The 24,615-nt window shown below is 75.1% G+C and carries 22 protein-coding genes and 1 pseudogene; 13 read left to right on the forward strand and 10 right to left on the reverse strand.

Annotation, left to right across the window (positions count from 1 at the left end; all coding sequences use genetic code 11):
* Positions 1–9: 9 nt before the first annotated feature.
* From RM572_RS00005 to RM572_RS00020, 4 genes are all read right to left on the reverse strand, one after another.
* Positions 10–780, reverse strand: coding sequence for an SDR family NAD(P)-dependent oxidoreductase (locus RM572_RS00005; RefSeq protein ID WP_311671172.1), 771 nt, complete (start codon positions 778–780; stop codon positions 10–12).
* Between the two features lie 27 nt (positions 781–807).
* Positions 808–2,370, reverse strand: a complete 1,563-nt coding sequence (locus RM572_RS00010; RefSeq protein ID WP_311671173.1) for an MFS transporter — start codon at positions 2,368–2,370, stop codon at positions 808–810.
* A gap of 98 nt (positions 2,371–2,468) precedes the next feature.
* Positions 2,469–3,305 (reverse strand): DUF1206 domain-containing protein, encoded by an 837-nt coding sequence (locus tag RM572_RS00015; RefSeq protein ID WP_311671174.1) that lies wholly within the window; start codon positions 3,303–3,305, stop codon positions 2,469–2,471.
* Between the two features lie 92 nt (positions 3,306–3,397).
* Positions 3,398–3,847, reverse strand: coding sequence for an NUDIX domain-containing protein (locus RM572_RS00020; protein WP_311671797.1), 450 nt, complete (start codon positions 3,845–3,847; stop codon positions 3,398–3,400).
* Positions 3,848–4,004: 157 nt separating this feature from the next.
* Between RM572_RS00020 and RM572_RS00025 the strand changes: the two genes are divergently transcribed.
* From RM572_RS00025 to RM572_RS00040, 4 genes are all read left to right on the forward strand, one after another.
* Positions 4,005–4,673 carry a class I SAM-dependent methyltransferase gene (locus RM572_RS00025; protein WP_311671175.1) on the forward strand — a complete coding sequence of 223 codons (669 nt, stop codon included), beginning with the start codon at positions 4,005–4,007 and terminating at the stop codon, positions 4,671–4,673.
* Positions 4,670–5,554 (forward strand): N-acetylmuramoyl-L-alanine amidase, encoded by an 885-nt coding sequence (locus tag RM572_RS00030; protein WP_311671176.1) that lies wholly within the window; start codon positions 4,670–4,672, stop codon positions 5,552–5,554. The genes RM572_RS00025 and RM572_RS00030 overlap by 4 nt, the downstream gene beginning before the upstream one ends.
* Before the next feature lie 160 nt (positions 5,555–5,714).
* Complete coding sequence (locus RM572_RS00035) at positions 5,715–6,650, forward strand: hypothetical protein (RefSeq protein ID WP_311671177.1); 936 nt, start codon at positions 5,715–5,717, stop codon at positions 6,648–6,650.
* A 152-nt stretch (positions 6,651–6,802) separates the two neighbouring features.
* Complete coding sequence (locus RM572_RS00040) at positions 6,803–7,099, forward strand: hypothetical protein (RefSeq protein WP_311671178.1); 297 nt, start codon at positions 6,803–6,805, stop codon at positions 7,097–7,099.
* A 192-nt stretch (positions 7,100–7,291) separates the two neighbouring features.
* Here RM572_RS00040 and RM572_RS00045 read toward each other — a convergent pair whose 3' ends face one another.
* The 5 genes from RM572_RS00045 to RM572_RS00065 all read right to left on the reverse strand — a co-directional run bounded on the left by RM572_RS00045 (position 7,292) and on the right by RM572_RS00065 (position 13,053).
* Positions 7,292–7,945, reverse strand: coding sequence for a hemerythrin domain-containing protein (locus tag RM572_RS00045; protein WP_311671179.1), 654 nt, complete (start codon positions 7,943–7,945; stop codon positions 7,292–7,294).
* A 108-nt stretch (positions 7,946–8,053) separates the two neighbouring features.
* Entirely contained in the window at positions 8,054–9,478 is a 1,425-nt protein-coding gene (locus RM572_RS00050) for a NupC/NupG family nucleoside CNT transporter (RefSeq protein ID WP_311671180.1), read from the reverse strand.
* A gap of 173 nt (positions 9,479–9,651) precedes the next feature.
* Positions 9,652–10,719: a prenyltransferase/squalene oxidase repeat-containing protein gene (locus RM572_RS00055; RefSeq protein WP_311671181.1), complete on the reverse strand. Its 1,068-nt coding sequence runs from the start codon at positions 10,717–10,719 to the stop codon at positions 9,652–9,654.
* On the reverse strand, positions 10,716–11,477 hold the full coding sequence (locus tag RM572_RS00060) for a class I SAM-dependent methyltransferase (RefSeq protein WP_311671182.1): 762 nt from the start codon (positions 11,475–11,477) through the stop codon (positions 10,716–10,718). The genes RM572_RS00055 and RM572_RS00060 overlap by 4 nt, the downstream gene beginning before the upstream one ends.
* Before the next feature lie 151 nt (positions 11,478–11,628).
* Complete coding sequence (locus RM572_RS00065) at positions 11,629–13,053, reverse strand: glycosyltransferase family 4 protein (protein WP_311671183.1); 1,425 nt, start codon at positions 13,051–13,053, stop codon at positions 11,629–11,631.
* 222 nt (positions 13,054–13,275) lie between these two features.
* On the opposite strand from RM572_RS00065, the gene RM572_RS00070 reads away from it, so the two are divergent.
* From RM572_RS00070 to RM572_RS29710, 8 genes and pseudogenes are all read left to right on the forward strand, one after another.
* Positions 13,276–13,911 (forward strand): TetR family transcriptional regulator, encoded by a 636-nt coding sequence (locus RM572_RS00070; protein WP_311671184.1) that lies wholly within the window; start codon positions 13,276–13,278, stop codon positions 13,909–13,911.
* A gap of 348 nt (positions 13,912–14,259) precedes the next feature.
* Positions 14,260–15,537, forward strand: a complete 1,278-nt coding sequence (locus RM572_RS00075; RefSeq protein ID WP_311671185.1) for a prenyltransferase/squalene oxidase repeat-containing protein — start codon at positions 14,260–14,262, stop codon at positions 15,535–15,537.
* Between the two features lie 92 nt (positions 15,538–15,629).
* Positions 15,630–16,253, forward strand: a complete 624-nt coding sequence (locus RM572_RS00080; protein WP_311671798.1) for an SCO2322 family protein — start codon at positions 15,630–15,632, stop codon at positions 16,251–16,253.
* A gap of 85 nt (positions 16,254–16,338) precedes the next feature.
* On the forward strand, positions 16,339–17,607 hold the full coding sequence (locus RM572_RS00085; protein ID WP_311671799.1) for a CbiQ family ECF transporter T component: 1,269 nt from the start codon (positions 16,339–16,341) through the stop codon (positions 17,605–17,607).
* Positions 17,604–19,403 (forward strand): ABC transporter ATP-binding protein, encoded by a 1,800-nt coding sequence (locus tag RM572_RS00090; protein ID WP_311671186.1) that lies wholly within the window; start codon positions 17,604–17,606, stop codon positions 19,401–19,403. Before RM572_RS00085 ends, RM572_RS00090 begins: the two co-directional genes overlap by 4 nt.
* Positions 19,400–20,311, forward strand: coding sequence for an ECF transporter S component (locus RM572_RS00095; RefSeq protein WP_311671187.1), 912 nt, complete (start codon positions 19,400–19,402; stop codon positions 20,309–20,311). The genes RM572_RS00090 and RM572_RS00095 overlap by 4 nt, the downstream gene beginning before the upstream one ends.
* A gap of 43 nt (positions 20,312–20,354) precedes the next feature.
* The gene (locus RM572_RS00100; RefSeq protein WP_311671188.1) at positions 20,355–21,131 is read left to right on the forward strand and encodes a class I SAM-dependent methyltransferase; all 777 of its coding nucleotides are present in this window, start codon (positions 20,355–20,357) and stop codon (positions 21,129–21,131) included.
* A 113-nt stretch (positions 21,132–21,244) separates the two neighbouring features.
* Positions 21,245–21,523 (forward strand): annotated as a pseudogene (locus RM572_RS29710) (TMEM175 family protein); the annotation flags it as partial.
* Positions 21,524–21,529: 6 nt separating this feature from the next.
* Here RM572_RS29710 and RM572_RS00105 read toward each other — a convergent pair.
* Positions 21,530–23,911 carry a bifunctional glycosyltransferase 87/phosphatase PAP2 family protein gene (locus RM572_RS00105; protein ID WP_311671189.1) on the reverse strand — a complete coding sequence of 794 codons (2,382 nt, stop codon included), beginning with the start codon at positions 23,909–23,911 and terminating at the stop codon, positions 21,530–21,532.
* A 208-nt stretch (positions 23,912–24,119) separates the two neighbouring features.
* Here RM572_RS00105 and RM572_RS00110 point away from each other — a divergent pair, with 208 nt between their 5' ends.
* The gene (locus tag RM572_RS00110) at positions 24,120–24,443 is read left to right on the forward strand and encodes an antibiotic biosynthesis monooxygenase family protein (protein ID WP_027762919.1); all 324 of its coding nucleotides are present in this window, start codon (positions 24,120–24,122) and stop codon (positions 24,441–24,443) included.
* The last annotated feature ends 172 nt before the right edge of the window (positions 24,444–24,615 follow it).

A 24,615-nucleotide genomic window follows, 5' to 3' on the forward strand; every position in this document is an offset into this window, starting at 1 on the left:
GGTGCGCAGTTAGGAGGCGCCGATGAGGTCGAGGACGTGACCGGAACTCCATTCGGCCTCCGGGGAGGCCAGCCACCGCACGGCCGCCGCGATCTCCTCCGGCGCGGCCACCCGGCCGTACGGGCTCTGCGCACGGATGGCGTCGCCCTCTTCGCCGGTGAGCCGGTGGGCGACGCGTTCGGTGGCGAAGAACCCGGGGGCCACGGAGGCCACTGAGATGCCGTGCGGAGCGAGCGCGACGGCCAGCGACTGGCCGAGTGCGTGGACGGCCGCCTTGGTGGCCGCGTAGGCGGGGTGGTCGGGTTCGCCGCGGAAGGCGCCGCGCGAACCGATGTTGACGATGCGGCCTCCCCGCCCGGCCGCGATCATGTGCTGCGCCGCCTGGTGGGAGACGTGGGCGGTGCCGAGCAGGTTCACGTCGGTGTGGCGGCGCCAGGCGTCCGTCCACTCCTCGAACGGCGTCCCGGCGGGCGGGTGCGGGGTGTTGACCGCCGCGTTGTTCACCAGGACGTCCACGCCGCCCAGCGCAGCGGCGGCCTCGGTGACGAGTCGCCGCGCGCCCTCGGGGCCGGACAGGTCGGCGGCGAGCAGCACGTGCCCGTCGCCGGGCAGCGCGCGCAACGTCTCCTCGGCGTCGGCACGCCGCGTCCCGTAGTGCACGGCGACCCGGTCGCCGTTCTCCGCGAAGGTGCGGGCGAGGGCGCGGCCCAGGCCGCGGGCGGCGCCGGTGACCAGCACGCGCCGGCCGGTGGCGGGAAACGGCTCGGGCGGGACGGGCACGTGCGGCTCCTCGGGTTCGGGACGTCGTCAGGACTTCCGGACGGTACGGCCGCCTGCGCCGGTCCCGGTCTCCGTCGCGGCCGCTTCGTCCGCTGCGGCTTCGGTGGCGGCGTCGGCCGGTGCACCGGGGGTGGCGGCTGCGGCTGCCGGGCCGGGGCCGCGGTCGGCACGGGGCAGGGTGGTGATCATCAGTACCGCGCTTCCCAGCAGTATCCAGGCGCCGGTCCCGAACGCGAGCGCGTACCCGGCCGCCTCGCTCGCCGCGTCGGAGCCGTCGATGCGGGTGGCCGCGACCGTGGACAGCGCCGCCAGGCCCAGCGCGCCACCCATCGTCCGCGAGGTGTTGACGAGTCCGGACACCAGACCCGCGTCGCGCGGCTCCGCACCCGCCGTGGCGACGGCGGCCAGCGGGGTGGCGGACAGACCGGCGCCGAGGGCCATGAGCACCCCGGGGCCGAGCACGGTCGTGAGGTAGTCGCCGTCGGCGTGCATGCCGGTCTGCCAGAGGTAGCCGGACGCGGCGGTGAGCGTCCCGGCCACGGCGAGCGTGCGGGCCTCGATCCGCTGCATCAGCACGGGGGCGAGCTTGGAACCGAGGACGATGCTGAGCGACTGCGGGATGAATCCCAGGCCGGCCTGGAGCGGCGTGTAGTCGAGCGCGTTCTGCATGTACAGCGACATGAAGTACCACATGCAGAACATCGCCGCGCCGTTGACGAACATCGCCAGGTTGGCGGCCGAGACCGAACGCAGCCGGAAGAGCTTCAGCGGCACCAGCGGCGCGCGGGCGCGGGCCTCGACGGCGACGAAGACGCCGAGCACCGCCACGCCGCCGAACAGCGGCCCCAGCGCCCGGCCGGACGACCAACCGGTCGTCTCCGTCTGCACGATGCCGTACGCGACGGCTCCCAGGCCGGCGGTGACCAGCAGGGCGCCCGGGAGGTCGAGACGTCGCCGGCCGCCCAGCCGGCTCTCGGTCACCCAGAGGGCGGCCGCGACGAGCACCAGCGCACCGACCGGCACGTTGATCAGCAGCACCCAGCGCCAGGACAGTGCGTCCGTGAGCACCCCGCCCACCAGGCCGCCCGCCGCGCCGCCGCCCGCGCCGACGGCCGTCCAGGTCCCGATCGCCCGGGTGCGGGCGGGGCCCTCCGGGAAGGAGGTGGTGAGGATGGTGAGCGTCGACGGGGCGAGCACGGCCGCGCCGACGCCCTGGGCCGCGCGGGCGGCGACGAGCTGCCAGCCGTCCTGGGCGAGGCCCCCGGCGAGGCTGGCGGCGACGAAGACCCCGAGGCCGAGGAGGAACATCCTCTTCCGCCCGAAGAGGTCGCCGGCCCGGCCGCCGAGGAGCATGAACCCGGCGAAGGTGAGCGTGTAGGCGTTGAGCACCCACTGCAGGCCGGTCGCGCTCATGCCCAGGTCGCTGCGCATCGATGGCAGCGCGACGTTTACCACGGACACGTCCAGCACGACCAGGAACTGGCCTGCACACGCCGCGAGTACGACGGCCCACACGTGCGGTGGACGCTGCTCGCGGCGGTTCCGGCCTGCGGCGGAGGTGGTGGAACGGGTCGGGACCATGCGTGCCATCGTCGCACTGCGGTCCGGGATCCGGCATCGGGACATCCGCCCGGCCGCCCCCGGACCGCGGTCCTGGGACCTCCCCGGGGGCGGGCGGGCGACCCGGTTCAGACCTTGCGCCAGCGGGCCATCGCGAAGGAGAAGAGGCCGAAGAGCACCAGGCCGGCGGCGACGGCGGCGAGCAGCCACGGTCCGGCCGGGGTCTCGGCGAAGGTGCGCAGCGTGTCGTCGACGCCCTTCGCCTTGTCCGGGTCGAAGCTGAACGCCGCCTTGACGAGGAAGCCGCCCGCGACGGCGAAGACGGCGCCCCGGCAGACGCCTCCGACGACACCGAGCACGTCGACCACCTTGCGGGTGCGGCGCGACATGCCGGACACCCTCAGGTGCTCGCGGTACTTGCGCTGCACCGCGCGCAGGCCGATCCAGAGTCCGGCGCCGACCAGCCCCGCGCCGACGAGGCCCACGAGCCAGGGGCCGGCGGGCATCTCCATCACGCGGGCGGTGACGTCCTGGGACTGCTTGTCGCTGGACTGGCTGCCGCTGCGGTCCCCCGCCGCGTAGGCGAGGACGGAGGCGGATATCACCGCGTACAGGACGAAACGGGCGGCGGACTGGAGTCGCTTGGACGTCTTCATGCCATCCTTGCCGGTGGCCCCGACGACGGCCTCGGAGAGCCGCCACAGCGCCATGCCGGCCAGCCCGATGCCCAGTGCCCAGATCACCGCGGAGCCGAACGGCCGCTGCGCGATGGCCTGCAGGGCACCGCCCCGGTCGGCCTGCTCCCCGGAGTCGCCGAAGGCGATCTGCAGGGCGAGCACGCCGACGAGGAGGTAGATCAGGCCCCGTGCGGCGAAGCCCCAGCGGGCGGCACCCTTCATCGCGGTGCTGTTCTTGGCCTGCCGCGCGGAACGTCTGCTGCGTCGCGCGGTCGAAGATGCGTTCATCTCATCCCTCCCGAGCGCCGTCTGCCCCGACCGCAGGCGGAGAAACGACCGTTCGGCACCGGCCCGCTCGCGCGCGGCGATCGCCGGGAGGCTCAGTCCCAGCCGCGCGTGGAGACCTCCACACCGCCGGAGAGGTAACGGGTGACCGCCGTCCGCATGCTCGGGACGGCCTCCGCCGGCTGCGGCAGCGCGCCGGCCGGCCACCAGCGCAGCGCGGCGTGCTTGTGCGGCTCGCGGTTCTCCGGTGCGCCCGTCCAGCGTTCGGCGGCGAAGACGACGGTGAGGAAGCCGTTCGGGGACTCGACGCCGCTCCTGCCGTGCACGATGTGGGCGACCCGCAGGTCCTCCGGCGCGACGACGAGCCCGGTCTCCTCGCGGAGTTCGCGGACGGCGGTGGCGGTGACGGCCTCGCCCGGGTCGGCCTTGCCGACCGGCAGGTCCCACAGGCCGCGCGCGAACTTGGCCCGCGGACCGCGCTGCAGCAGGAGCACACGGTCGCGCGCCCTGTCGTGCACGATCACCGCCCCGACCAGCAGGGTCATGGAGTCGACGGCGGGCGGCAGCGGGGCGGGGGGTGTCTGCGTCACGTCGGGCAGTGTCTCGCGGGCACGGGCCGGAGCGCACCGGGTTTCGGCCGCACCCCGTCCGCGCACCCGCCCCGCGTGCCGGGCGCGCGTTCCGTACGGCAGCATGAGGCCCATGCACACCGCAGCCGCGCGGAACACCGCGCCCCGGCCCGGCCCGGAGGTCATGGCCGCCTTCGAAGCGGCCAAGGGCTTCATGCCCGCCGACGAGGGCCTCGCCCTGTACGGCGCCGCCTCCGAAGCGGCGCGGACGGGGCTGCCGTTGCTGGAGGTGGGCACCTACTGCGGGCGGTCCACCCTGCTGCTCGCGGACGCCGCGCGCGCGGCGGGGGTCACCGTGCTGACCGTCGACCACCACCGGGGCAGCGAGGAGCAGCAGCCCGGCTGGGAGTACCACGACGCGTCGCTGGTCGACCCGGAGGTGGGGCGGATGGACACGCTGCCGACGTTCCGGCGCACGCTGCACGCCGCCGGGCTGGAGGACCACGTCGTCGCGCTGGTCGGCCGTTCGCCGCAGGTCGCCGCGGTGTGGGGCGGCAGACTGGGCCTGGTCTTCGTGGACGGGGGTCACACCGACGCGCACGCCACCGCCGACTACGAGGGCTGGGCCCCACACCTGGCCGAGCACGGACTGCTGGTGATCCACGACGTGTTCCCCGATCCCGCGGACGGCGGGCAGGCGCCGTACCGGATCTACCGGCGGGCCCGGGAATCGGGTGCGTTCGCGGAGGTCGCGGCGACCGGCTCGCTGCGCGTGCTGCGCCGGACGGGCCCGGGCCTGTGACCGCTCCGCCGCCCCGCCGCCGTACGCCGCTCCTGGTGCTGGCACTGCTGGTGCCGTTGTGCCTGGTGGGCGGGCTGGTGTGGCTCGCCCGGGACGCCGGGAACGGGGCAGGCGACCCGTCGGAGCCCGGTCCCGGACGGACCGGCGCCTCGCCCGGCCCCGGCGCGCGGAGCCCGAGCCCGGGTGCCACGGCGCGGAAGCCGCTCGCGGGGCGGACCGTCGTGATCGACCCCGGACACAACCCTGCCAACCACCGGCACCCGGAAAAGATGGCGCAGCAGGTGGACATCGGCACCGGGAAGAAGGACTGCGACACCACCGGCACCGCGACGAACAAGGGGTATGCCGAGGCGGCGTTCACCCTGGACGTGTCCCGGCGGGCCCGCACCGCACTCGAACGTCTCGGGGCGACCGTGCGGCTGACGCAGGACGGCGACCGCCCGTGGGGGCCGTGCATCGACGAACGCGCCGCGCTCGGTAACGAGGCGCACGCCGACGCGGTGGTGTCCGTCCACGCCGACGGCGCCGGCGAGGGGAACCGGGGCTTCCACGTCATCGCCCCGAAGCCGGTGAACGAGGGGAAGGCCGACACCAGGGGCGTGGCGAAACCGTCCGAACGCCTCGGACGCGCACTGGTGGCGGCCTTCGGCGAGGCGACCGGCACCCGGGTGTCGACGTACGCGGGCGGCGGGGACGGCCTGGTCGAGCGCGACGACCTCGGCGGACTCAACCTCAGCAGCGTGCCGAAGGTCTTCCTCGAGTGCGGCAACATGCGCGACCCGCGGGACGCGGCGCTGCTGACCGATCCGGCCTGGCGCGCACGCGCCGCGCGGGGAGTCGCGCAGGGCGTCGCGGCGTTCCTGGCCGGGGAGCGGCCGTGACCCGGTGAGGAACGCCGGGGCCCGTGGAACGACGCGTCGTCACCCCCCGGGGGGCGGCCGCGCGCAACGGATCGCGGTGCCGCCCGTACGATGGGGGCTCACCCCCGGCACAGGCGTCACATGCCACCGAAGACCACACAGACCGACTAAGGACCCCACGTTGAACATCCGCTCGCTCACCCGAGGCGACGGCGCGGTGATCGGAGCAGCACTGCTGCTGTTCATCGCCTCCTTCCTCGACTTCTACACAGCCGACTGCGAAGGCGAATTCTGTGACGGCGTCGAGATGCCGAGCGCCTGGGACACGGACGCCCTCCTGGTAGTCCTGCCTGCGGTCTTCCTGCTCGGCGTGCTGGCCGCGGTCGTCATCGTCGTCGGCCGGTTCGTGCCACAGGTCAAGTTCGGCGGCCTGACCCTGTCCCAGTGGGGGGTGCCGCTCGCGGTGGCCTCGCTGTGGTCGGCACTGTGGTCGCTGCTCGTCGGCCCCGACCAGGCGCAGCTCGGCATCGGGGCCATCCTCGGTCTGCTCGCCACGCTGGTGCTCGCCGCCGCGGCGGTGCTGACCGAGCAGGTTCCCGCGCTCAAGGCGTCGCTGATCCCCGCCGCCGGACCGAAGCCGGCCGGACCGTACGGCCAGCAGCCGCCGGGTGGTTACGGCTACCCGGGCCAGCAGGCGCCGTACGGTCAGCAGCCGCAGCCCGGCGGCTACGGCTACCCCGGCCAGCAGGGCCAGCCCCAGCCGGGCGCCCCGCAGCAGCACGGTGTCCCGCAGCCGGGTCAGCCCGGCCAGCCCCAGCCGGCCCCCGGCCAGGGCCAGTCGCTCGGCGGCCAGCCGCAGCAGCCGCAGGCCGCGCAGCAGACGGCTCAGCCGCAGCCGGCCGGCCAGGCTCCCGCCGCCGACTTCCAGCCGTTCTGGTTCGCCGTGCCCGTGAACCGGCCGCTGTTCCCGGAGGACGGTTCGCCGAACCCGGTCGCCGAACTGGCGCCGGGCACCTGGTACCTGGCGGTCGAGCAGCGCGGCCAGGCGCTCGTCGCGCAGACGCAGGACGGCCGCCGCGGTGTCCTCCAGGACACCTCCGGCATCCAGCGCGGCTGACTCCGGGAGCCGCACCGGCATCTCGACTCCCGGTCCGGTCAACACTGTTGACCTGCCGAAACGGCCCCTCACCCGTCCGGGTGAGGGGCCGTCGTCGTCGGCATGCGCACAACAGTGCGTTTGGCGGCGCCGATTCCGGTTATCCGCTCGTTATGTCAACCGTGACGAGACGTTCCGGAGCCAGCACGGCAGGGGTCGCCCTGCAGATCATCGCCGACATCCTCGCCGGGATCATCGCCCTCTGGATCGCGCTGTATCTGCTCGAGGCCAACCCGTCGAACGAACTGGTCGACGTCCTGCACGACGCCGCACGCTGGCTCGCCGGCTGGTCCTACGACCTCTTCCCGATCGAGACCGACTGGCTGAACGTGCTGGTCAACTACGGCATCGCCGCAGCCGCCTACCTGCTGATCGGTCACGGGCTCGCCGCCCGCCTCCGCCGGGCCTGAGCCCTCTCGCACCCACCCCCCACGGGCAGCACCCCCCACACCGACCGCCGGGCCGCGCCTCCTACCCCCCACCGCGACCCGGCGGTCGCCTTCGTGTCTCCTCCACCGGGTGCCGGGGCACGCCCGGTCGGGCCCCGCGTCCTCGCGGACGGAGGCTGCCTCTCCCCCGATTCCGCTTCCGCCCCGCGGCGTTCAGCCGTGCGGTGCGAAAACGGTCCGCTGGGCGCGGGCCAGGGAGGGCCCGAAGAGGCGTGCCAGGGGCCGGGCCGGGATGCCGGCGCGTTCGTGCGGCTCGGCGACGGCGGCCAGCCACGCAGGCATGAACCGCAGCGTCCAGCCGGGGGCGGTACGGCGCATGTGGGTCGCGAAGCCCTTCCATGCGGCGGCGTCCAGCACGGGCGCGAGACGCCCGGTCAGCTCCCGCTCCTCGTCGGCGGCGTGCGCGGCGAGCCGTTCGTGCACCTCACGGGTCCGGGCGGCCAGGTCGACGGCGGTCGCCGGGTCGGCGTCGAGACGGTGGACGGCCTCGTGCCAGACGTGCAGCGCCTTCGCCAGTTCCTCGTGCTCGGCGTCGAGCAGGGCGAGCGCCTCGGGGTCGCCGCCCCGCTCGCGCAGCAGCGGCCACAGGTGGGCGTCCTCGCCCCCGTGGTGGTGCTCGATGATGTGGAACACCCGCTCGACGTATCGCCGCAGCGCGGCGGTGCGGGAGGCGTCCGGCGTCTGCGCCAGCTCGTCGGCGACGGTGGCGATGCGGTCCAGGTCGTGGACCATCGCGCGGTGGGCCAGCACCATCGTCAGGTGTGCGGGCGGCAGGGCGGTGGGCGGCTGCGACGGCTGCGACGGCATGGGCACTCCTCGTTCGCCGGGTCTGCGCGGAAGCGGGCCGCGCCTCGACGGCAACATCGTGCCCCGCAGACCTCAGGTGTTTTCCCGGAGATCCGTGGTCGAGGGGCGTCAGCCGACGAACATGCCGGCGATGGCGGCGCTCATCAGGTTGGCGAGGGTGCCGGCGAGAACGGCACGGATGCCGAGCTGGGCGATCTCGCCGCGGCGTTGCGGGATGAGGCTGCCCAGTCCGCCCAGCAGGATCGCCAGGGACGAGAAGTTGGCGAAGCCGGTGAGCGCGAAGGTGGTGATCATCGCCGTCTTCGGGCTGAACTCGTCGCTTTCCGGGGCGAAGTCGGTGAAGGCGACGAACTCGTTCAGGACGATCTTCTGCCCGACGAAGCTGCCCGAGTCGACGGCTTCGCTCCACGGCACGCCGATCACGGTCATGATCGGGGCGAAGACGTAGCCGATCAGCTGCTCGAAGGAGAGGTCCGGGGCACCGAACCAGCCGCCGACGACGCCCAGGAGGAGGTTGAGCAGCGCGATCAGCGAAATGAACGCCAGCAGCATCGCGGCGATGTTGAGGGCGAGCCGGAGGCCGTCGGCGGCTCCTCGCGCGGCGGCGTCGATGACGTTGCGGGGGCGGTCGTCGGGCTCTCCTCCGGGTGCCTCCGTCACGGTCGCCGCGGCCCCGGAACCGGACCGAGGCCCATGCGCGGCGCCGTCACCACCCCCGTCATCGGCGCCGTCGCGCTTCTCGCCGCCGCGCTTCTCCCGGTCGTGGGCCTGGCGGTCGTGCGCCCCGCGGTGACCTGCCTCGCGGGCGCCGGAGGGTCCCTCCGCGTGCTGGTCCTCCGTGCCCTCGGTCTGCGAGCGGGCGCCGGTGACCAGCGCCGGCTCCTCCGTCTCCGGGATGATGATCTTCGCCATCAGCAGGCCGCCCGGAGCCGCCATGAAGCTGGCCGCGATGAGGTAGTCCAGCCGCGCGCCGAGCAGGGAGTAGCCGACGAGCACGGTACCGGCCACCGTGGCCAGCCCGCCGACCATGATGGCGAACAGCTCGGAGCGCGTGGTCCGGGCCAGGTAGGGGCGGATGAACAGCGGCGCCTCCGTCTGGCCGACGAACACGTTGGCCGCGGCGTTCAGCGACTCGGTGTGGCTGGTGCCGAGGAGGAGCCGCAGCGCGCCGCCGATGACGTGCACGATCTTCTGCATGATCCCGAGGTGGAACAGCACCGCCACCAGGGAGGCCACGAAGATGACGACCGGCAGAACCTGGAAGGCGAAGATCGTGCCCTCGCCCTCGACCAGCCGCCCGAAGAGGAAGGCGATGCCGTCCTCGGACGCCCCGATGACGGCGTTGACGCCGTCGGACGCCCATTCCAGCGCCCGCTCGCCGGCCTCCCAGTAGAGGACGAGCACGCCGATGCCGAACTGGAGGGCCAGGGCGCCTCCGACCGTACGCGGCCTGATCGCCCGCCGGTCGGTGGACAGGGCGAGCGCGAGGAGCAGCAGTGCCGCCATTCCTCCGAGTCCCCAGAGAACGTCCACGAGTCCGACTCCTTCCGGTAGGCGTCCACGGCCGTCGGTCGTCCCACCGACGATGCCGTACGCGCTCCCCCGTTCCGCGGACCCACGGGGGCGAGTCGCGCGCCCGGCACGCGGAGGCCCCCGCCCGGCACGGCCGGCGAGGCGGCCGTGCCGCGAGCCGTACGCCGCCGCGCTCAGCAGCAGTTCGGGGGAAGGCCCGTGGGGAGGTCGTCGGCTCCGAAGACGGCAGTGGTGGCGGGGTCGCCGCCGAGGGCGGCGACGGCGAGGAGGACGGAACCGGCCGTCCAGGCGGTCTGCTCCCGGGGCCAGACCGCGTCGTCCTCGAAGACGTAGCCCGTCCAGTACATGCCGTTGTCGGCGCGCAGGTGCTGCATCCAGCGCAGCACGTCCAGCGCGCGGTCGGACTCGCCGACGGCCCACAGGGCGAGGGCCAGTTCGGCGCTCTCCCCGCCGGTGACCCAGGGATTGGGGACCACGCAGCGCACGCCCAGGCCGGGGACGACGAAGCGGTCCCAGCCGTCCTCGATGCGCTGCTTCGCGGCCGTGCCGCGCACGGCTCCCCCGAGGACGGGGTAGTACCAGTCCATGGAGTAGCGGTCCTTGTCGAGGAACCGCTCCGGGTGGTGGCGGACGGCGTGGCCGAGCCAGCCGGCGGCGAGTTCCCAGTCGGGCTGCGGCTCCTCACGGTGGTCGGCCAGCGCGAGCGCGCAGCGCAGAGCGTGGTGCACGGACGAGCAGCCGGTGAGCAGCGCGTCGGCGACGGGGCTGCCGTCGGGCTCGCGTTTCCAGCCGATCTGGCCACCGGGCTGCTGGAGCGCGAGGACGAACTCGACGGCCCGGGCGACGACCGGCCACATGCGGTCGGCGAAGGCGTCGTCGCCGGTGGCCAGGTAGTGGTGCCACACGCCGACCGCGACGTAGGCGCAGAAGTTCGTCTCCCTGGCCCGGTCGGTGGGGCGTGCGGCGTCGCCGTCGTGGTAGGCGGCGTACCAGGAGCCGTCCGGGAGCTGGTGGTCGGCGAGCCAGCGGTACGCGGCCTCGGCGCGGGTGTGCTCGCCCGCGGCGTCGAGCGCCATCGCGGCCTCGACATGGTCCCAGGGGTCGAGGTGGTGGCCGCGGAACCAGGGAACGGCGCCGTCGTCGCGCTGCACGGCCGCGATGCCGCGGACGGTCGCGGCGGCCTGGTCGGCGGTCAGGACACCGGGGAGGACGAGCCGTTCGGTGCGTCCGGGGCTCGTCACGCGCCGGCCTCCTCGCCACCGGCGGCGGCGACCGGCAGATGGGGCTTGGTGGCGTAGGCGACGAAGCTCTTGCCGATGAGGGGGTCCAGGGCGCGCTCGGCGAGGCGGGTGGCCAGCGGGCGCTTCATGATGTCCCAGACCAGCAGCTTGTGGTAGGCGCGGACCGGAAGCGGAGCGTCGTCGCCGTCGCGGTGCACTCCGAAGGCGCACTTGAGCCACCAGTACGGCGCGTGCAGGCCGTGCGCGTGATGGGTGCCGTACGGGCGGAGTCCGGCCTCCCGGATGCGCGCGAGGAGTTCGGTGGCGCGGTAGATGCGGATGTGGCCGCCCTCGACCTCGTGGTAGGCGTCGCTGAGGGCCCAGCACACCTTCTCCGGACCGTAGCGGGGCACGGTCACGGCGATGCGTCCGCCGGGGCGCAGCACCCGCACCATCTCGGCGAGCACGCCCTTGTCGTCGTGAATGTGCTCCATGACCTCGGAGATGATCACGACGTCGAAACTGTCGTCGGGGAACGGCAGGGCGAGGGCGTCGCCCTCCATCGCGGTCGCGGTCGCACCGGCCGGTGCCTCGCCCGCCTCCGCCATGGCGGCGAACCACGTGGCGACCTCGCGGATCTCCTCGGCGTTCCGGTCCAGCGCCACCACGCGTGCCCCGCGGCGGTAGCACTCGAAGGCGTGCCGTCCGGCGCCGCATCCGAGGTCGAGCACACGGTCCCCGGGGGCGAGCGGGAAGCGGGAGAAGTCGACGGTCAGCACGGTGGTCTGCCTCTTCTTTCGGCGGTGCGGGCGCCGCCCTCGCGGCGGTGGCGGGGCGGTACGGCGGTGGGGTGGCACGGGTGCGGCCGGAACGGTTCGGCGGGAGGGATCGGGAGGGGCGCGCGCGGCGGTACGGGCCGGGCCGCCTCGGTCAGCGGCCCCCGTCCCCGGTCACGGGCGACCCGGCGCCGGCGCTCGCGGCGACCGGCGCTGCGGCAGGCGCGGTGGGCGTGGCCCGCCCGCCCGTGTGCGCGGGAACTCCGCGGGCGAGCGCGGCACGGTAGTGCGCGACGGTGCCGCGCGCGGCCTGCTCCCAGGTGAAGCGTTCCAGCACGCGGGCCCGTCCGGCGGCCCCGATCCGGGTGCGGAGACCGGGGTCGCGCAGCAGGCGACCGAGCGCGCCGGCGAGGGCGCCGGAGTCGCCGGGCGGCACCGCCAGGCAGGTGTCGCCGTCCGGACCGGCGACCTCCGGCAGCGCGCCGCCGGTGGTGGCGACGAGCGGCGTACCGGTCGCCATGGCCTCGGCGGCGGGGAGCGAGAAGCCCTCGTACAGCGACGGGACGCAGGCGACCTGGGCGCCGCGTACCAGGTCGGCGAGCTCGGCGTCGCTGATGCCCTTGACGAACCGGACGGCGTCCTGGAGCCCGTGCTCCGCCAGGGCCCGGGTGACGGGGCCCTTCTCGGGACGGCGGCCGACGACGACCAGGTGCGCGTCCGGATGCGCGGCGCGCACCTCGGCGAGCGCCTCGACCAGGTGGACCAGGCCCTTCAACGGCACGTCGGCACTGGAGGTGGTGACGATGCGGCCGGGCACTTCGGGCACCGCGGGGTCGGGGGCGAAGAGACGGGTGTCGGCGCCGATGTGCACGACGTGGACGCGGTCGTCGCGCACGCCCAGGTGGTCGGTGATCTCGCGGCGCGAGGAGCCGGAGACGGTCAGCACGGACGGCAGCCGGCGGGCCACCCGGCCCTGCATCCGCGTGAACCCGTACCAGCGCCGTACGGACGCCCGGCGGCGCCGCGTGACGGCGGCGTCCAGCTCGAGGCGCCGGTCGACGGTGATGGGGTGGTGGACCGTGGTGACCAGGGGCAGGCCGATCCGTTCCAGGCCCAGCAGGCCGTAGCCGAGCGTCTGGTTGTCGTGCACGACGTCGAACGCGCCGTGACGCGCGGCGAGATGGCGGCGGGCGCGGAGGGAGAAGGTGAGCGGCTCGGGAAAGCCGCCGGTCCACATGGTGGCGACCTCCAGCAGGTCGATCCAGTCGCGGAACTCCTCGCGGCGCGGCGTGCGGAACGGGTCGGGCTGCCGGTACAGGTCCAGGCTGGGCAGCTCGGTGAGGGTGACGCCCTCGTCGAGTACCGGGTACGGCTGCGCGCCGATCACTTCGACCTGGTGTCCGAGCCGGACGAGCTCCCGCGAGAGGTGGCGCACGTACACGCCCTGGCCCCCGCAGAACGGGTTCCCCTTGTAGGACAGCAGCGCGATCCTGAGCGGCCGTCCGCCGTCCTCGGCAAGCGGCCCTCCGGTGGGTCCGTCAGCGCGAACAGCGGTGTCATGCACGGCCTCTGCGGTCATTCACGACCCCCTTCGTCACTGCGCTCTCGCCGGAGCGTAACCGCTCGCGCTAGGGTGGAACAAGTTTCAGGTTTGCTCCGCCCGCCTCCGCCCGCGGCGCTCGCCGCCGGGCACGCTCCCAGAATCTACCGGCCGGTCACTTTTCCGGGGCGGCCACAGCGGGTGATACGCACCACGAGGTCACGAGAGTCGCGAGAGCACGAGAGCCACCAGGGGGACGGCATGACGGCACGGGCGAAGCCGCCCGCGGCAGCGCGCACCGCGCGGCAGGAGGAGCGGCGGCGGCGCATCCTGGAGGCCACCGAACGGCTGGCCCGCCGGGGCGGGTTCGACGCGGTGCAGATGCGCGAGGTGGCGGAACTGTCGGAGGTCGCGCTCGGCACGCTGTACCGCTACTTCCCCTCCAAGGTCCACCTGCTCGTCGCGACCATGCACGCGCAGCTGGAGCAGCTGCACACCGCCCTGCACCGGCACCCGCCCGCCGCCCAGGACCCGCCGGCACGGGTCGCGGAGACCCTGATGCGCGCCTTCCGGCAGCTGCAACGGGAGCCGCTGCTCGCCGACGCGATGGTGCGCGCCCTCAACTTCGGCGACCGCTCGGTGTGCGGCGAGGTCGACGCCGTGTCGGAGCTGACCACGGCGATCGTCCTGGACGCGATGGGTGCGACCGGCGAACCGTCGCCACGCCGGCTCTCGGCAGTCCGCGTCGTGGGCCACACCTGGCACTCGGCGCTGGTCTCCTGGCTCTCCGGGCGCGCCTCGATCGCCCAGGTCACGGAGGACGTCGAGACCGTGTGCACGCTGCTCGCCGCGGACGGCACCGACAGCGCCGGGGGCGCCTCCGGGGCACCCGGCTAGAGTGGACGCGGAAGTGAACGCCTTCGATCGGGGGAAGCCGGTGCGATTCCGGCGCTGACCCGCAACCGTGAAGGTGCCCGTGTGCACGTGGGCACGTCCCCGGAGGGGGCGGAGGACGTGACGCCGGGCCCCTGAGCCGGAGCGCCCGGTCGCAGGCGAGGCTCCCGGAGCCGCACGGCGCGGCGCCGGCACCCCAGGGTGTCCGGCGCGGCGGGCGGCCCCGGCACCGTCGAGGTATGCGGAGCTGAGCCCGGTGTGCCGTCACGCGTCGCGAGACGCGCGGACAGGTGCGGGGCGCGCGGCTGCGTGCACCACCCACCGTGTGAAGGCTCACCGAAAGGCACCGTCATGTTCCTGCGCCGCAGCGCAGCGGCCCTCGCCGCCACCACCGTGCTCTGTGCGGTCGCAGCCCCCCTGGCGGCCGCGTCCCCCGTCACCGCGCCGGGCGGCGCCCCGGCGGCCGCCGGCAAGGGTGACGCCGGCCTGTACGGCGAGGCCGACCCGACGTACGACGGTGTGTGGCGGCAGTCCCTCGCCCTGCTCGCCCAGGACACCGCCGGGGTCACGCCGGCGAAGAAGTCCGTGGGCTGGCTCGCCGCGCAGCAGTGCGACGACGGCTCGTTCGCCTCCTACCGGGCCGACCCCGGCGCGCCGTGCGGGAAGAAGACCGTCGCCGACACGAACGCCACGGCGGCGGCCGTGCAGGCGCTGTCGGTGCTCGGCGGTCACGGCGACGCCGTGGGCAAGGCCGTGGACTGGCTGAAGTCGGTGCAGAACGACGACGGCGGCTGGGGCTACAACCCCGGTTCCCCGTCCGACGCCAACTCGGTGTCCGTGGTGATCGGCGCGCTGGAACAGACCGGGCAGGACCCGGAGCGGACGACCGCCGGGAAGAAGGACGCCACCCCCTACGACGCCCTGCTCGGCCTCCGGCTCGGCTGCGACGCGAAGGCGGGCGAGCGCGGGGCGTTCGCCTACCAGCCCGACAAGAAGGGCGCGCTCGCGCCCAACACCGACGCGACGGCGGCCGCCACGTTGGCCGGCGAGGGCGACGGATTCGTCGTCGAGCCGCTGGAGAAGGACGAGAACGAGGCCGTCGAGGCGCTCGCCTGCGGTGGGGGCGGCGGCGACCGGAAGGATCCGGAGGACGCCGCGGAGGCGGGCGCCGCGTACCTCACGGGCGTGCTGAAGAAAAACGACTGGCACCTGATGTCGGCCCTGCCCGGCTCGGAGGACCAGCCGGACTACGGCAACACGGCCGACGCGGTGCTCGCGCTGGCCGCCGGCGGCCACGGCGACGCCGCGCGTTCCACGGTCGGCTGGCTGGAGAAGCACCACGGCGACTGGGACAAGCACGCCTCGTCGCCCGCCGCACTCGGCCAACTGGTCCTCGCCGCGCACGCCACCGGCACCGACCCGCGCGACTTCGGCGGCACCGACCTGGTGAAGCGGCTCAACGCGACCGGCCCGGAGCCGGCGGCGGTGGAGGAGCCGAAGTCCCGGGCCGAGGAGGAGAAGGAGGACGAGGGCGACACCGTCACGCTCGTCTCCACGGTGGCCGCCTTCCTGGTGGCCGGCATCGGCATCGGCATCCTGCTGAGCGGACGCGGGAAGCGGAAGCAGTGAGGGGTCTGCTGCCCCGCCGGGCCGGCGGGGGAAGCGGCCCACGGCGGCGCGCTCCGCTGCGGGCGCTGGTCGCGGGGGTGCTCGGGGCCGGGATGCTGGTGTCGGCGGCCGTACCGGCGCAGGCCGCGGGGTACCGGTACTGGTCGTTCTGGGAACGCACGGACGGTGCCTGGGCGTACGCGCGCCAGGGCCCGGCCGCGCTCCGGCCGTCCGACGGCGACGTGCTCGGCTTCCGCTTCTCCGTCAGCGAGAACTCCGGGGACGCGGCGAAGCCGCGCGGCCCCGCCGGCTTCCAGGAGATCTGCGGCGGCACGGCGGCCGAGGACGGCACCAAGCGGATCGCCCTCTCCGTCGACTTCGGCACCGCCGAGGACGCCCCGGGCGGCGAACGGCCGCCGGAGGGCCGGACGGCCTGCGCGCGGGTCACGGAGGACGCCACGGCCGCCGACGCGCTCGCCGCCACGATGAAGCCGCTGCGCTACGGCTCGTCCGCGCTGCTGTGCGCCATCGACGGCTACCCCGGGCGCGGCTGCGGCGAGGAGGTGTCCGCGGACGGTTCCCCGGAGTCGCAGCCGGAGCCGGACTCCGGCCCGGCGGACGCCGACGCGCCTGACGGCGGTGACGGCGGGACGGCCGTCGGCGTGGGTGTCGGCGTGGGCGTGGTCGTCGCTCTGGCGGCGGGGGCGTTCTGGCAGACCCGGCGCCGCCGCGACTGAGGACGTGCCTCCCGTGCCCTCCTCCACCGACCGGCCTCCCGGCCCGCGCCCGACCCCGCGTCGCGGCGCGGCCTGGGGCACGGCGCTGCGCGCGCCGCGGGCGTCGCGAAGCAACGCCCTGCACGCCGGGGCGTGGTGGCTGTGGGCGCTGGGACTGGCCGTCGCCGCGTCGCGGACGACGAACCCGCTGCTCCTGCTGCTGCTGGTCGCCGTGGCCGGCTACGTCGTGGCCGCCCGGCGCACCGACTCGCCGTGGGCCCGCTCGTACGGAGCCTTCCTCAAGCTGGGGCTCCTGGTTCTGGCGATCCGGCTGCTGTTCGCGTTCGTGCTCGGTTCGGCCGTGGGCGGCACCCACGTTCTGGTCACCCTGCCAGAGGTGCCGCTGCCCGACTGGGCGCAGGGCGTGCGCATCGGCGGGAGGGTGACGGCGGAGGGCATGCTCTTCGCGCTGTACGAGGGCCTCAAGCTGGCCACCCTGCTGGTGTGCCTGGGGGCGGCCAACGCGCTGGCGAACCCGGCGCGGCTGCTGAAGTCCCTGCCGGGCGCGCTGTACGAGGTGGGCGTCGCCGTCGTGGTGGCGATGACGTTCGCGCCGAACCTGGTGGCGGACGTGCTGCGGATGCGCGCCGCGCGACGGCTGCGCGGCCGGGACGACCGGGGCGCGCGGGCGCTGATCCAGGTCGGACTGCCCGTGCTGGAGGGCGCGTTGGAGCGTTCGGTGGCGCTGGCCGCCACCATGGACGCCCGCGGCTACGGCCGCACGGCGCAGGTGCCGCCCGGGGTACGACGCCTCACCGCCGCCCTGACCCTCGGCGGCCTGCTCGGCGTCTGCGCGGGCAGCTACGCGCTGCTGTCCGCGACCGGTGCGGTGTACGGCACTCCGCTGCTGGCCGGAGGGCTGCTGATCGCGGTCGTCGGCCTGCGGCTGGGCGGGCGGCGCAGTCTGCGCAGCCGGTACCGGCCCGACGTGTGGGGGCTGCGCGCGTGGCTGGTGGCGGGCTCCGGCGGGGCGGTGGCAGCACTCACCGTCTGGGCCGGCGCCGAACTGCCCGCGGCGATGCACCCGCCGGTGGTGCCGCCGACCGTACCGCCGCTGCCGCTGTGGCCCGCAGCGTCCGTCCTGCTCGGCCTGCTCCCGGCGTTCGTCGCGCCGCTGCCCGCCGGGAGGAACGGCCCGGGCACCGGTGTGCGCGGCGCCGGGGAGGAGACCGCACCGGAGACCGGGGCGGCGGAGACCACCGGTTCGACCGCCGGCCGGCTGCGCCCGTCACGCCCACACCCCGGCACCCGCGCGGCCGCGGCGCGACGCGCGGCCCGCGAGCCGGCCCCGTACCCCGAGGAGCCTTCCCAGTGATCCGCTTCGAGCAGGTCGGCGTCACCTACCAGGACGCGTCGCGGCCCGCGCTGCAGGGTGTGGACCTCACCGTCCCCGAGGGAGAACTGTGCCTGCTGGTCGGCCCGTCGGGTGTCGGCAAGTCGACTCTGCTGGGCACCGTGTCCGGTCTCGTCCCGCACTTCACCGGCGGCACGCTGCACGGCCGCGTCACGGTCGACGGACGTGACACCCGCACGCGCAAGCCGCGTGAACTGGCCGACGTGGTCGGCACGGTGGGCCAGGATCCCCTGGCCCACTTCGTCACCGACACCGTCGAGGACGAACTCGCCTACGGCATGGAGTCGCTGGGCCTGGCACCGGAGGTGATGCGGCGGCGCGTCGAGGAGACCCTGGACCTGCTGGGCATCGCGGCGCTGCGCGACCGGCCGCTGACCTCGCTGTCCGGGGGGCAGCAGCAGCGGGTGGCGATCGGCTCCGTCCTCACCCCGCACCCCCGGGTACTGGTGCTCGACGAGCCGACCTCCGCGCTCGATCCGGGCGCGGCGGAGGAGGTGCTGGCCGTGCTGCAGCGCCTGGTGCACGACCTGGGAACGACGGTGCTGCTGGCCGAACACCGCCTGGAGCGGGTGGTGCAGTACGCCGACCAGGTCCTGCTGCTGCCCGAACGCGGGGCGGCGCCCCTGCTCGGCACCCCGGCGGCGCTGATGGCCGACTCGCCCGTACGCCCTCCGGTGGTGGACCTGGGCCGGCTGGCGGGCTGGTCCCCGCTTCCCCTCTCCGTCCGCGACGCGCGCCGCCGCGCCGCCCCGCTCCGGGAACGGCTGGCGGCGTACGCCCCCACGCCGGACTCCCGCACGCCGGACGAGGCCGTGTCCCCGGAGCCGGGCGAGGGCCCGGCACCCGCAGGGGCGGGCGGCGCGGAGTCGCCGACGCCCACGGCCGTCCCGCCCCGGGGCCCGGCACGGTTCCTGTCCTTCCGGCGCCGGCGTGACGCCGCTTCCGGGCCCTCACCGGCACGCGACGGCGCACGCCCCGGAGACGGAAGAGCCGCCGAGGCCCTCGGGATCACCGTGCGACGCGGGCGGGCCGAGGTGCTGCGCCGGCTCGACCTCACCGTGCGCGCCGGGGAGACCGTGGCGCTGATGGGCCGCAACGGAGCCGGCAAGTCCACCCTGCTGCGCACGCTGGTCGGCATGCACGAACCGGCCGCCGGCGCGCTGCACGTCGGCGGTGCCGTCCCGCACCGCACGCGCCCCTCGGCACTGCTGCACCACGTCGGACTGGTCCCGCAGGACCCCCGTGACCTGCTCTACGCGGACACCGTCGGCGCGGAGTGCACCACCGCCGACCGGGACGCCCGCGCGGCCGACGGCACCTGCCGGAGCCTGGTCGAACGGCTGCTGCCCGGCGTCCCCGGGGACACCCACCCCCGCGACCTGTCGGAGGGGCAACGGCTCGCCCTCGCGCTCGCGGTGGTCCTCACCGCGGCGCCCCCGCTGGTGCTGCTCGACGAGCCCACCCGCGGCCTGGACTACGCGGCCAAGGCCCGGCTGGTGGGGGTGCTGCGCGAGTTGGCCGGCGCGGGCCACGCCGTCGTACTGGCCACCCACGACGTCGAACTGGCCGCCGAAATCGCCCACCGCGTGGTCATCCTGGCCGACGGTGACCTGGTCGCGGACGGCCCGGCCGCCGACGTGGTCACCGCCTCCCCCGCGTTCGCCCCGCAGCTGGCCAAAGTGCTGGCGCCGCAGCGGTGGCTGACGCTGCGGCAGGTCCGTGACGCGCTCGCCCGGTCCGGCGGAGGTGTCGTATGACCCGCGCCGGTGCACGGGGACGTCAGGACGTACCGGCGCGGAAGGGCGGGCGGGCCCCGAAGGACGCACCTGCCCGGAAGGACGCACAGGTCCGGCCCGTGCGGCTGGGGCCGCGCGCGGTGGCCGCGCTGGTGCTCGTCTCCGCGATCGGCCTGGCCGCGATCGGATGGCCGCTGCTCGCCGACGCGCGGTCGGACCTGGTCGGCGCCGCCTCCGACGCGCCCTGGCTGTTCGCCGCGCTGCTGCCGCTGCTGCTCGCCGTGGCCGTGGCGACCGTCGCCGACTCCGGACTCGACGCGAAGGCCGTCGCCATGCTGGGCGTCCTGGCGGCCGTGGGCGCCGCGCTGCGGCCCCTGGGGGCGGGCACGGCGGGACTGGAGCCGATGTTCTTCCTGATGGTGCTCTCCGGCCGGGTCCTCGGAGCCGGGTTCGGGTTCGTGCTGGGCGCCGTGTCGATGTTCGCGTCCGCGCTGCTGACCGGCGGCGTGGGGCCGTGGATGCCGTACCAGATGCTCTGCATGGGCTGGGTGGCGATGGGCGCCGGCCTGCTTCCGGGGCCGGACACCCTGCGCGGACGGCGGGAGCTGTGGCTGCTGGCGGGGTACGGCGCGGTGAGCGCGGTCCTCTACGGCACGCTGATGAACCTCCAGGGCTGGGCGATCTACAACACCGGCCTGCCCCCCGGCCTTGCCTTCGAGCCGGGGGCGCCGGTACAGGAGAACCTGGCTCACTTCACGGCGTTCGTGCTGGCCACCTCGCTCGGCTGGGACCTGCCCCGCGCGCTGCTGTCCGCCGTACTGACCCTCGTGCTGGGCGCGCCGCTGCTCAAGGCGCTGCGCCGCGCCACCCGCCGCGCCGCCTTCGACGCCCCGGCCGCGTTCGAGGCACCCGCGACCCCCCGCGGCTGAAATCCGGCGGCGCGGACGTGCGCCCCGGGTGGATACTGCCGCGATGCCCACCGACGACCCGCGCTCCGCCTCCGGGTGCTCCGACGCCGGGTTCACCGACGCCGACGCCGCCGCTCTCTACGACGTGCTGTGCCCGTGGGACGCCCGGCGGTGGCCGGGCGACGCCTTCTACGAACCGCTCGTCCTGGCCGCCGACGCGGTCCTGGACGTGGGCTGCGGCACGGGCGCCATGCTGCACGCCGCCCGCCGGCACGGCCACACCGGCCGCCTCACCGGCCTCGACCCGGACCGCGCGTCACTCGAGCGGGCCCGGCGCCGCACAGACGTGGAGTGGGTGCGCGGCACCGCCGCCGAGGCCGCGTGGGACGCCGAGTTCGCGCTGGCCGTCATGACCGGCCACGCGTTCCAGTGCCTGGTCTCCGACGACGAGCTGCGCGCCTCGCTCGCGGCGGTGCGCGCCGCCCTGCGGCCGGGCGGGCGCCTCGTCTTCGAGACCCGCCACCCGCAGGCCCGGGCGTGGGAGCGATGGAGCCCGGAGCACGCGACGGAGGTGGTGGACGTCTCCGGCCGCCGGCTGCGGGTGTGGCACGAGACGCTCTCGGTCCGCGACGGAGTCGTCACCTTCACCGAGACGACGGCCACGCCCGGCGGGCGGGTGCTGCGCCGTGCGACCACCGCGCTGCGCTTCCTCGAACCGGCCGCGCTCGACGCCCTCCTGCGCGCGGCCGGATTCACCGTCGAGGCGGTGTACGGCGGCTGGGACCGCGGCCCGGTCACCGCGGAGAGCCGCGAGATCGTCGCCGTCGCCCGCCGCCCGTGACCGAGGCGGGCGCCCGCCGCCCGTGACCGCCGACGCGGTCCGGGACGCCCCGTTCGGCGGAGGCGGGGCGTGGGCTCGCCGCCGGGCGGCCGGAGCGGTGTGAGGATGGGCCGATGGACGACGGCACGCGGAGAGCCGGGAGCCGGCCCGGCGGCGCCGATCCAGCGGCGGAGGTGCCGCGGGAGCGGCTGATCACCCTGACCGACGGGGTGGTGGCCATCGCCCTCACCCTGCTCGTCCTCGACATCCAGGTGCCCAAGGGGCTGAGCGGGCGCGAACTGGACGCCGCGCTGGACGACGTGTGGTCGCAGATCGCGACGTTCCTGCTGAGCGCGGTGGTGATCGCCGTGTTCTGGCGGGCGCACCACGTCTCGATGCGCCGCGCGGTACGGATCGACTCAGCTCTGTTCTGGCTGAACATCGCGTTCCTGGTGCTGGTCTCGCTGATCCCCTTCCCCACCTCGGTCCTGGAGGACTACTCGGACCGGACCGTCGGGCCCGGCCTGTACGGGACGGTCGTCGGGCTCGCGGCGCTGCTGCTGTACGCGATGGAGGCGCACATCCACCGTTCCACCGGTGTCGCGAGCCTGCGCAGCGTCCCGCTGCCCGCTCAGGCGGTGGTCTTCCTCGTCTCCGTGGGCATCGCGGTCGTCTCTCCCCTCGCCGCCCTGTGGAGTTGGGCCGCGACCGTGCCGCTGGCCTGGGCCGCCGACCGGTACGCGAGCCGCGCCGACCGTGCGGGGACCGGGCAGCCGTAGCCCTTCCGCCCCAGGCGCCGGAGCGGTCGGGGACGCGGTCGGGGGCGTGGTGCCCGGGGCGTCGAGAAGGCGTCCGGCGGGCAGGCCGCGGAGCCGGAAGAGCACGCGCTGCAGCCCGTACCCGGCGGCGACGACGACCGCTCCGCCGAAGGCGTCCAGCAGGTAGTGGTTGGCGGTGGCCATGACCACGTAGGTGGTGAGCAGCGGGTAGGCGACGCCGAGCGCCCGCAGCAGCCGGTTGCGGGTCATGGACACGAGGACCACGCCGCACCACAGCGACCAGCCGACGTGCAGCGAGGGCATGGCCGCGTACTGGTTGGACAGCGCCGTGAGCGCGCCGAAGTCGGGGTCGGAGAGGTCCTGCGGGCCGTGCGCGGTGTCCACGTAGCCGAGCCCGGGCATGAGCCGCGGCGGGGCGAGCGGGTAGAGCCAGAAGCCGACCAGGCCGAGGAGCGTGGCGAAGCTGAGGGCCGTGCGGTGTCTTCGGTACTCCCCCGGCCGGCGCAGGTAGAGGATCACCAGCAGGGTGACGGGCACCGCGTAGTGCAGCGACTGGTAGTAGACGTTGCAGAGGGTCTCGAGCCACGGATGGGCGACGGCGAAGCGGTTGAGGGCGTGCTCCCAGTCGAGGAGGAGCACTCTTTCGACGTCGAGGATCTGCAGCCCGTGGCCCTCGGCCGTGCCGCGGGTGTCGGGGGCGTGGCCGCGGATGACGGAGTAGACCCAGTACCCGACGCGGATGAGCAGCAGCTCCAGCAGGAGGCTCGGGCGGCTCAACGGCCCGGTGCGCACCGGGTCGTTCCAGTAGGGCGAGTCACGGGCGAGGAAGGGGACCGCGCAGGCCGTCAGCAGGGCGGCGATCAGCGGCGCGTGGTCCCCGACCGCCGTCAGCGGCGGGACGTTCGGCAGCAGGGCGCTGCCGTCCAGCGTCATCACCGCGACGACCAGCACGGGCCACATCACCCGGTCGCCGCTGCGCCGGCCGATCCGGCCGGCCACGGCGAGCAGGATCCAGAGCTGTTCGTGCTGCCAGGCCGCGGGCGACACGGCGACCGTCGCGCAGCCGGTGACCGCGGCGGCGAGCAGCGGCTGACCGTCCCGGACGTAGAGCGCGGCGCGGCGCACGGCCAGCCAGGCGACACCGGCGGCGAGCCCGGCGAACAGCACGATCTCCAGCGGCCCGTGCAGGCCGAGCCGCAGCAGCGCGCCGTGCAGGGACTGGTTGCCGAGCGCGTCGGAGGGGTCGGCGAGGCCCGTCCCGCCGACGTGGTGCAGCCAGTAGGTGCGGGAGTCCGCGGGCATCAGGCTCCAGGCGAGCACCGTGCAGGCGGCGAACGTGCCCGCGGTGGCCCCGGCCGCAGCGCGCCGGCCGGTCATCCACAGCAGGGGCACGAAGAGCAGCACGGCGGGCTGGAGTGCGGCGGCCAGGCCGATGAGGACGCCGGCGGCTCGCCGGTCGGCGGCCGTGCGCTCGCCCGCGCCCAGGGTGAGCCAGCCGAGCAGCACCAGCAGGACGGGCAGGGCGCCGCTCTGGCCGAGCCCGAACGTGGAACGCACGGGCGTGGAGACCAGGAGCACACTGAACGCCGCGGGCACCACGAGCAGTTCGGTGCGCCGGCCGAAGCGGTCCGGCAGTCCCCGTACGGCCATCACGGCCACGGCGGCGACCAGAAGCATCGGGACGGCCGTCCACACCGCCCCCATGCCTCCGTCGGCGGCGCGCCGCAGCGGTGTCAGGACCAGGCCGGCGAACGGCGTGCCGGTGAACGCGTCGTCGGCGTAGGACGATCCGCCGGCCCCGGGGCCGGCGTCCGGAGCCGTCCGGAGGAAGAGACCGGAATCCCAGGTTCCGGATCGCGTGCTCAGGGCACCCGCGAGCTCGCGCACGGCGAGCGCCGCCGCGAGCAGCCACAGCGCGACCAGCGCCGCCCCCCGTCGTGGGCCGAGCCGTCCGAAGGCCGTGACCGGCCGGAATCCGCTCGCCGTTCCGCTGCCGGCTCGCTCTCCTGACGTATCCGTCACGCCCCGCCGTCTCCCCTCGTCCCGATGTCGTCGCCCATCCTGTGCCCTCCGGCAGGACGCAGGCCACCCCGCGGTCACCTGACGGTGGTCCGAACGGCCGTGCCGGCGGGGCTGTGCCCGGCGGCGCGAGGCCCGGCGTGGCCGGTCAGCCGGGGCGGCCGGGGTGCCGGGCGCGAGCGACCGCGGCGACTGCGGCAGGATGGAAGGCATGAGCGTCGTGAAGATCAACGTCCTGACGGTGCCCGCGGAGCAGCGCGAGGCGCTGGAGCAGCGGTTCGGCGCCCGGGCCGGGCTCGTGGAGGCCGCGGACGGCTTCGAGTGGTTCGAACTGCTGCGGCCGGTGGAGGGGACCGACCAGTACCTCGTCTACACCCGTTGGAGGGACGAGGACGCCTTCCGGGCCTGGATGGAGGGCCCGATGAAGGCCGCGCACCAGGGCGGCGGCAGCGGTGAGCGGGCACGCCCGGCCGCCACCGGCTCCGAGGTGTGGTCCTTCGAGGTCGCCCAGCAGGCCGCCCCGAAGACGGACTGAGGCTCCGGGGGCCCGGACCGGGCCGGGACCGGGCCGGGGAGGACGGCGTCCCCGCGACGGGGCGGCCCGGAGCGGCGACCATGTGGGGAAGCCGTGCGTGCCGCAGACGGGAGTGAGGTGACGCCGTGGCCTCCCCGACCGGGCCGTCCGACGCCGAAGCCGCCGGGCCCGG

The organism is Streptomyces hazeniae, from assembly GCF_031845485.1.
Lineage (GTDB): Bacteria > Actinomycetota > Actinomycetes > Streptomycetales > Streptomycetaceae > Streptomyces > Streptomyces hazeniae.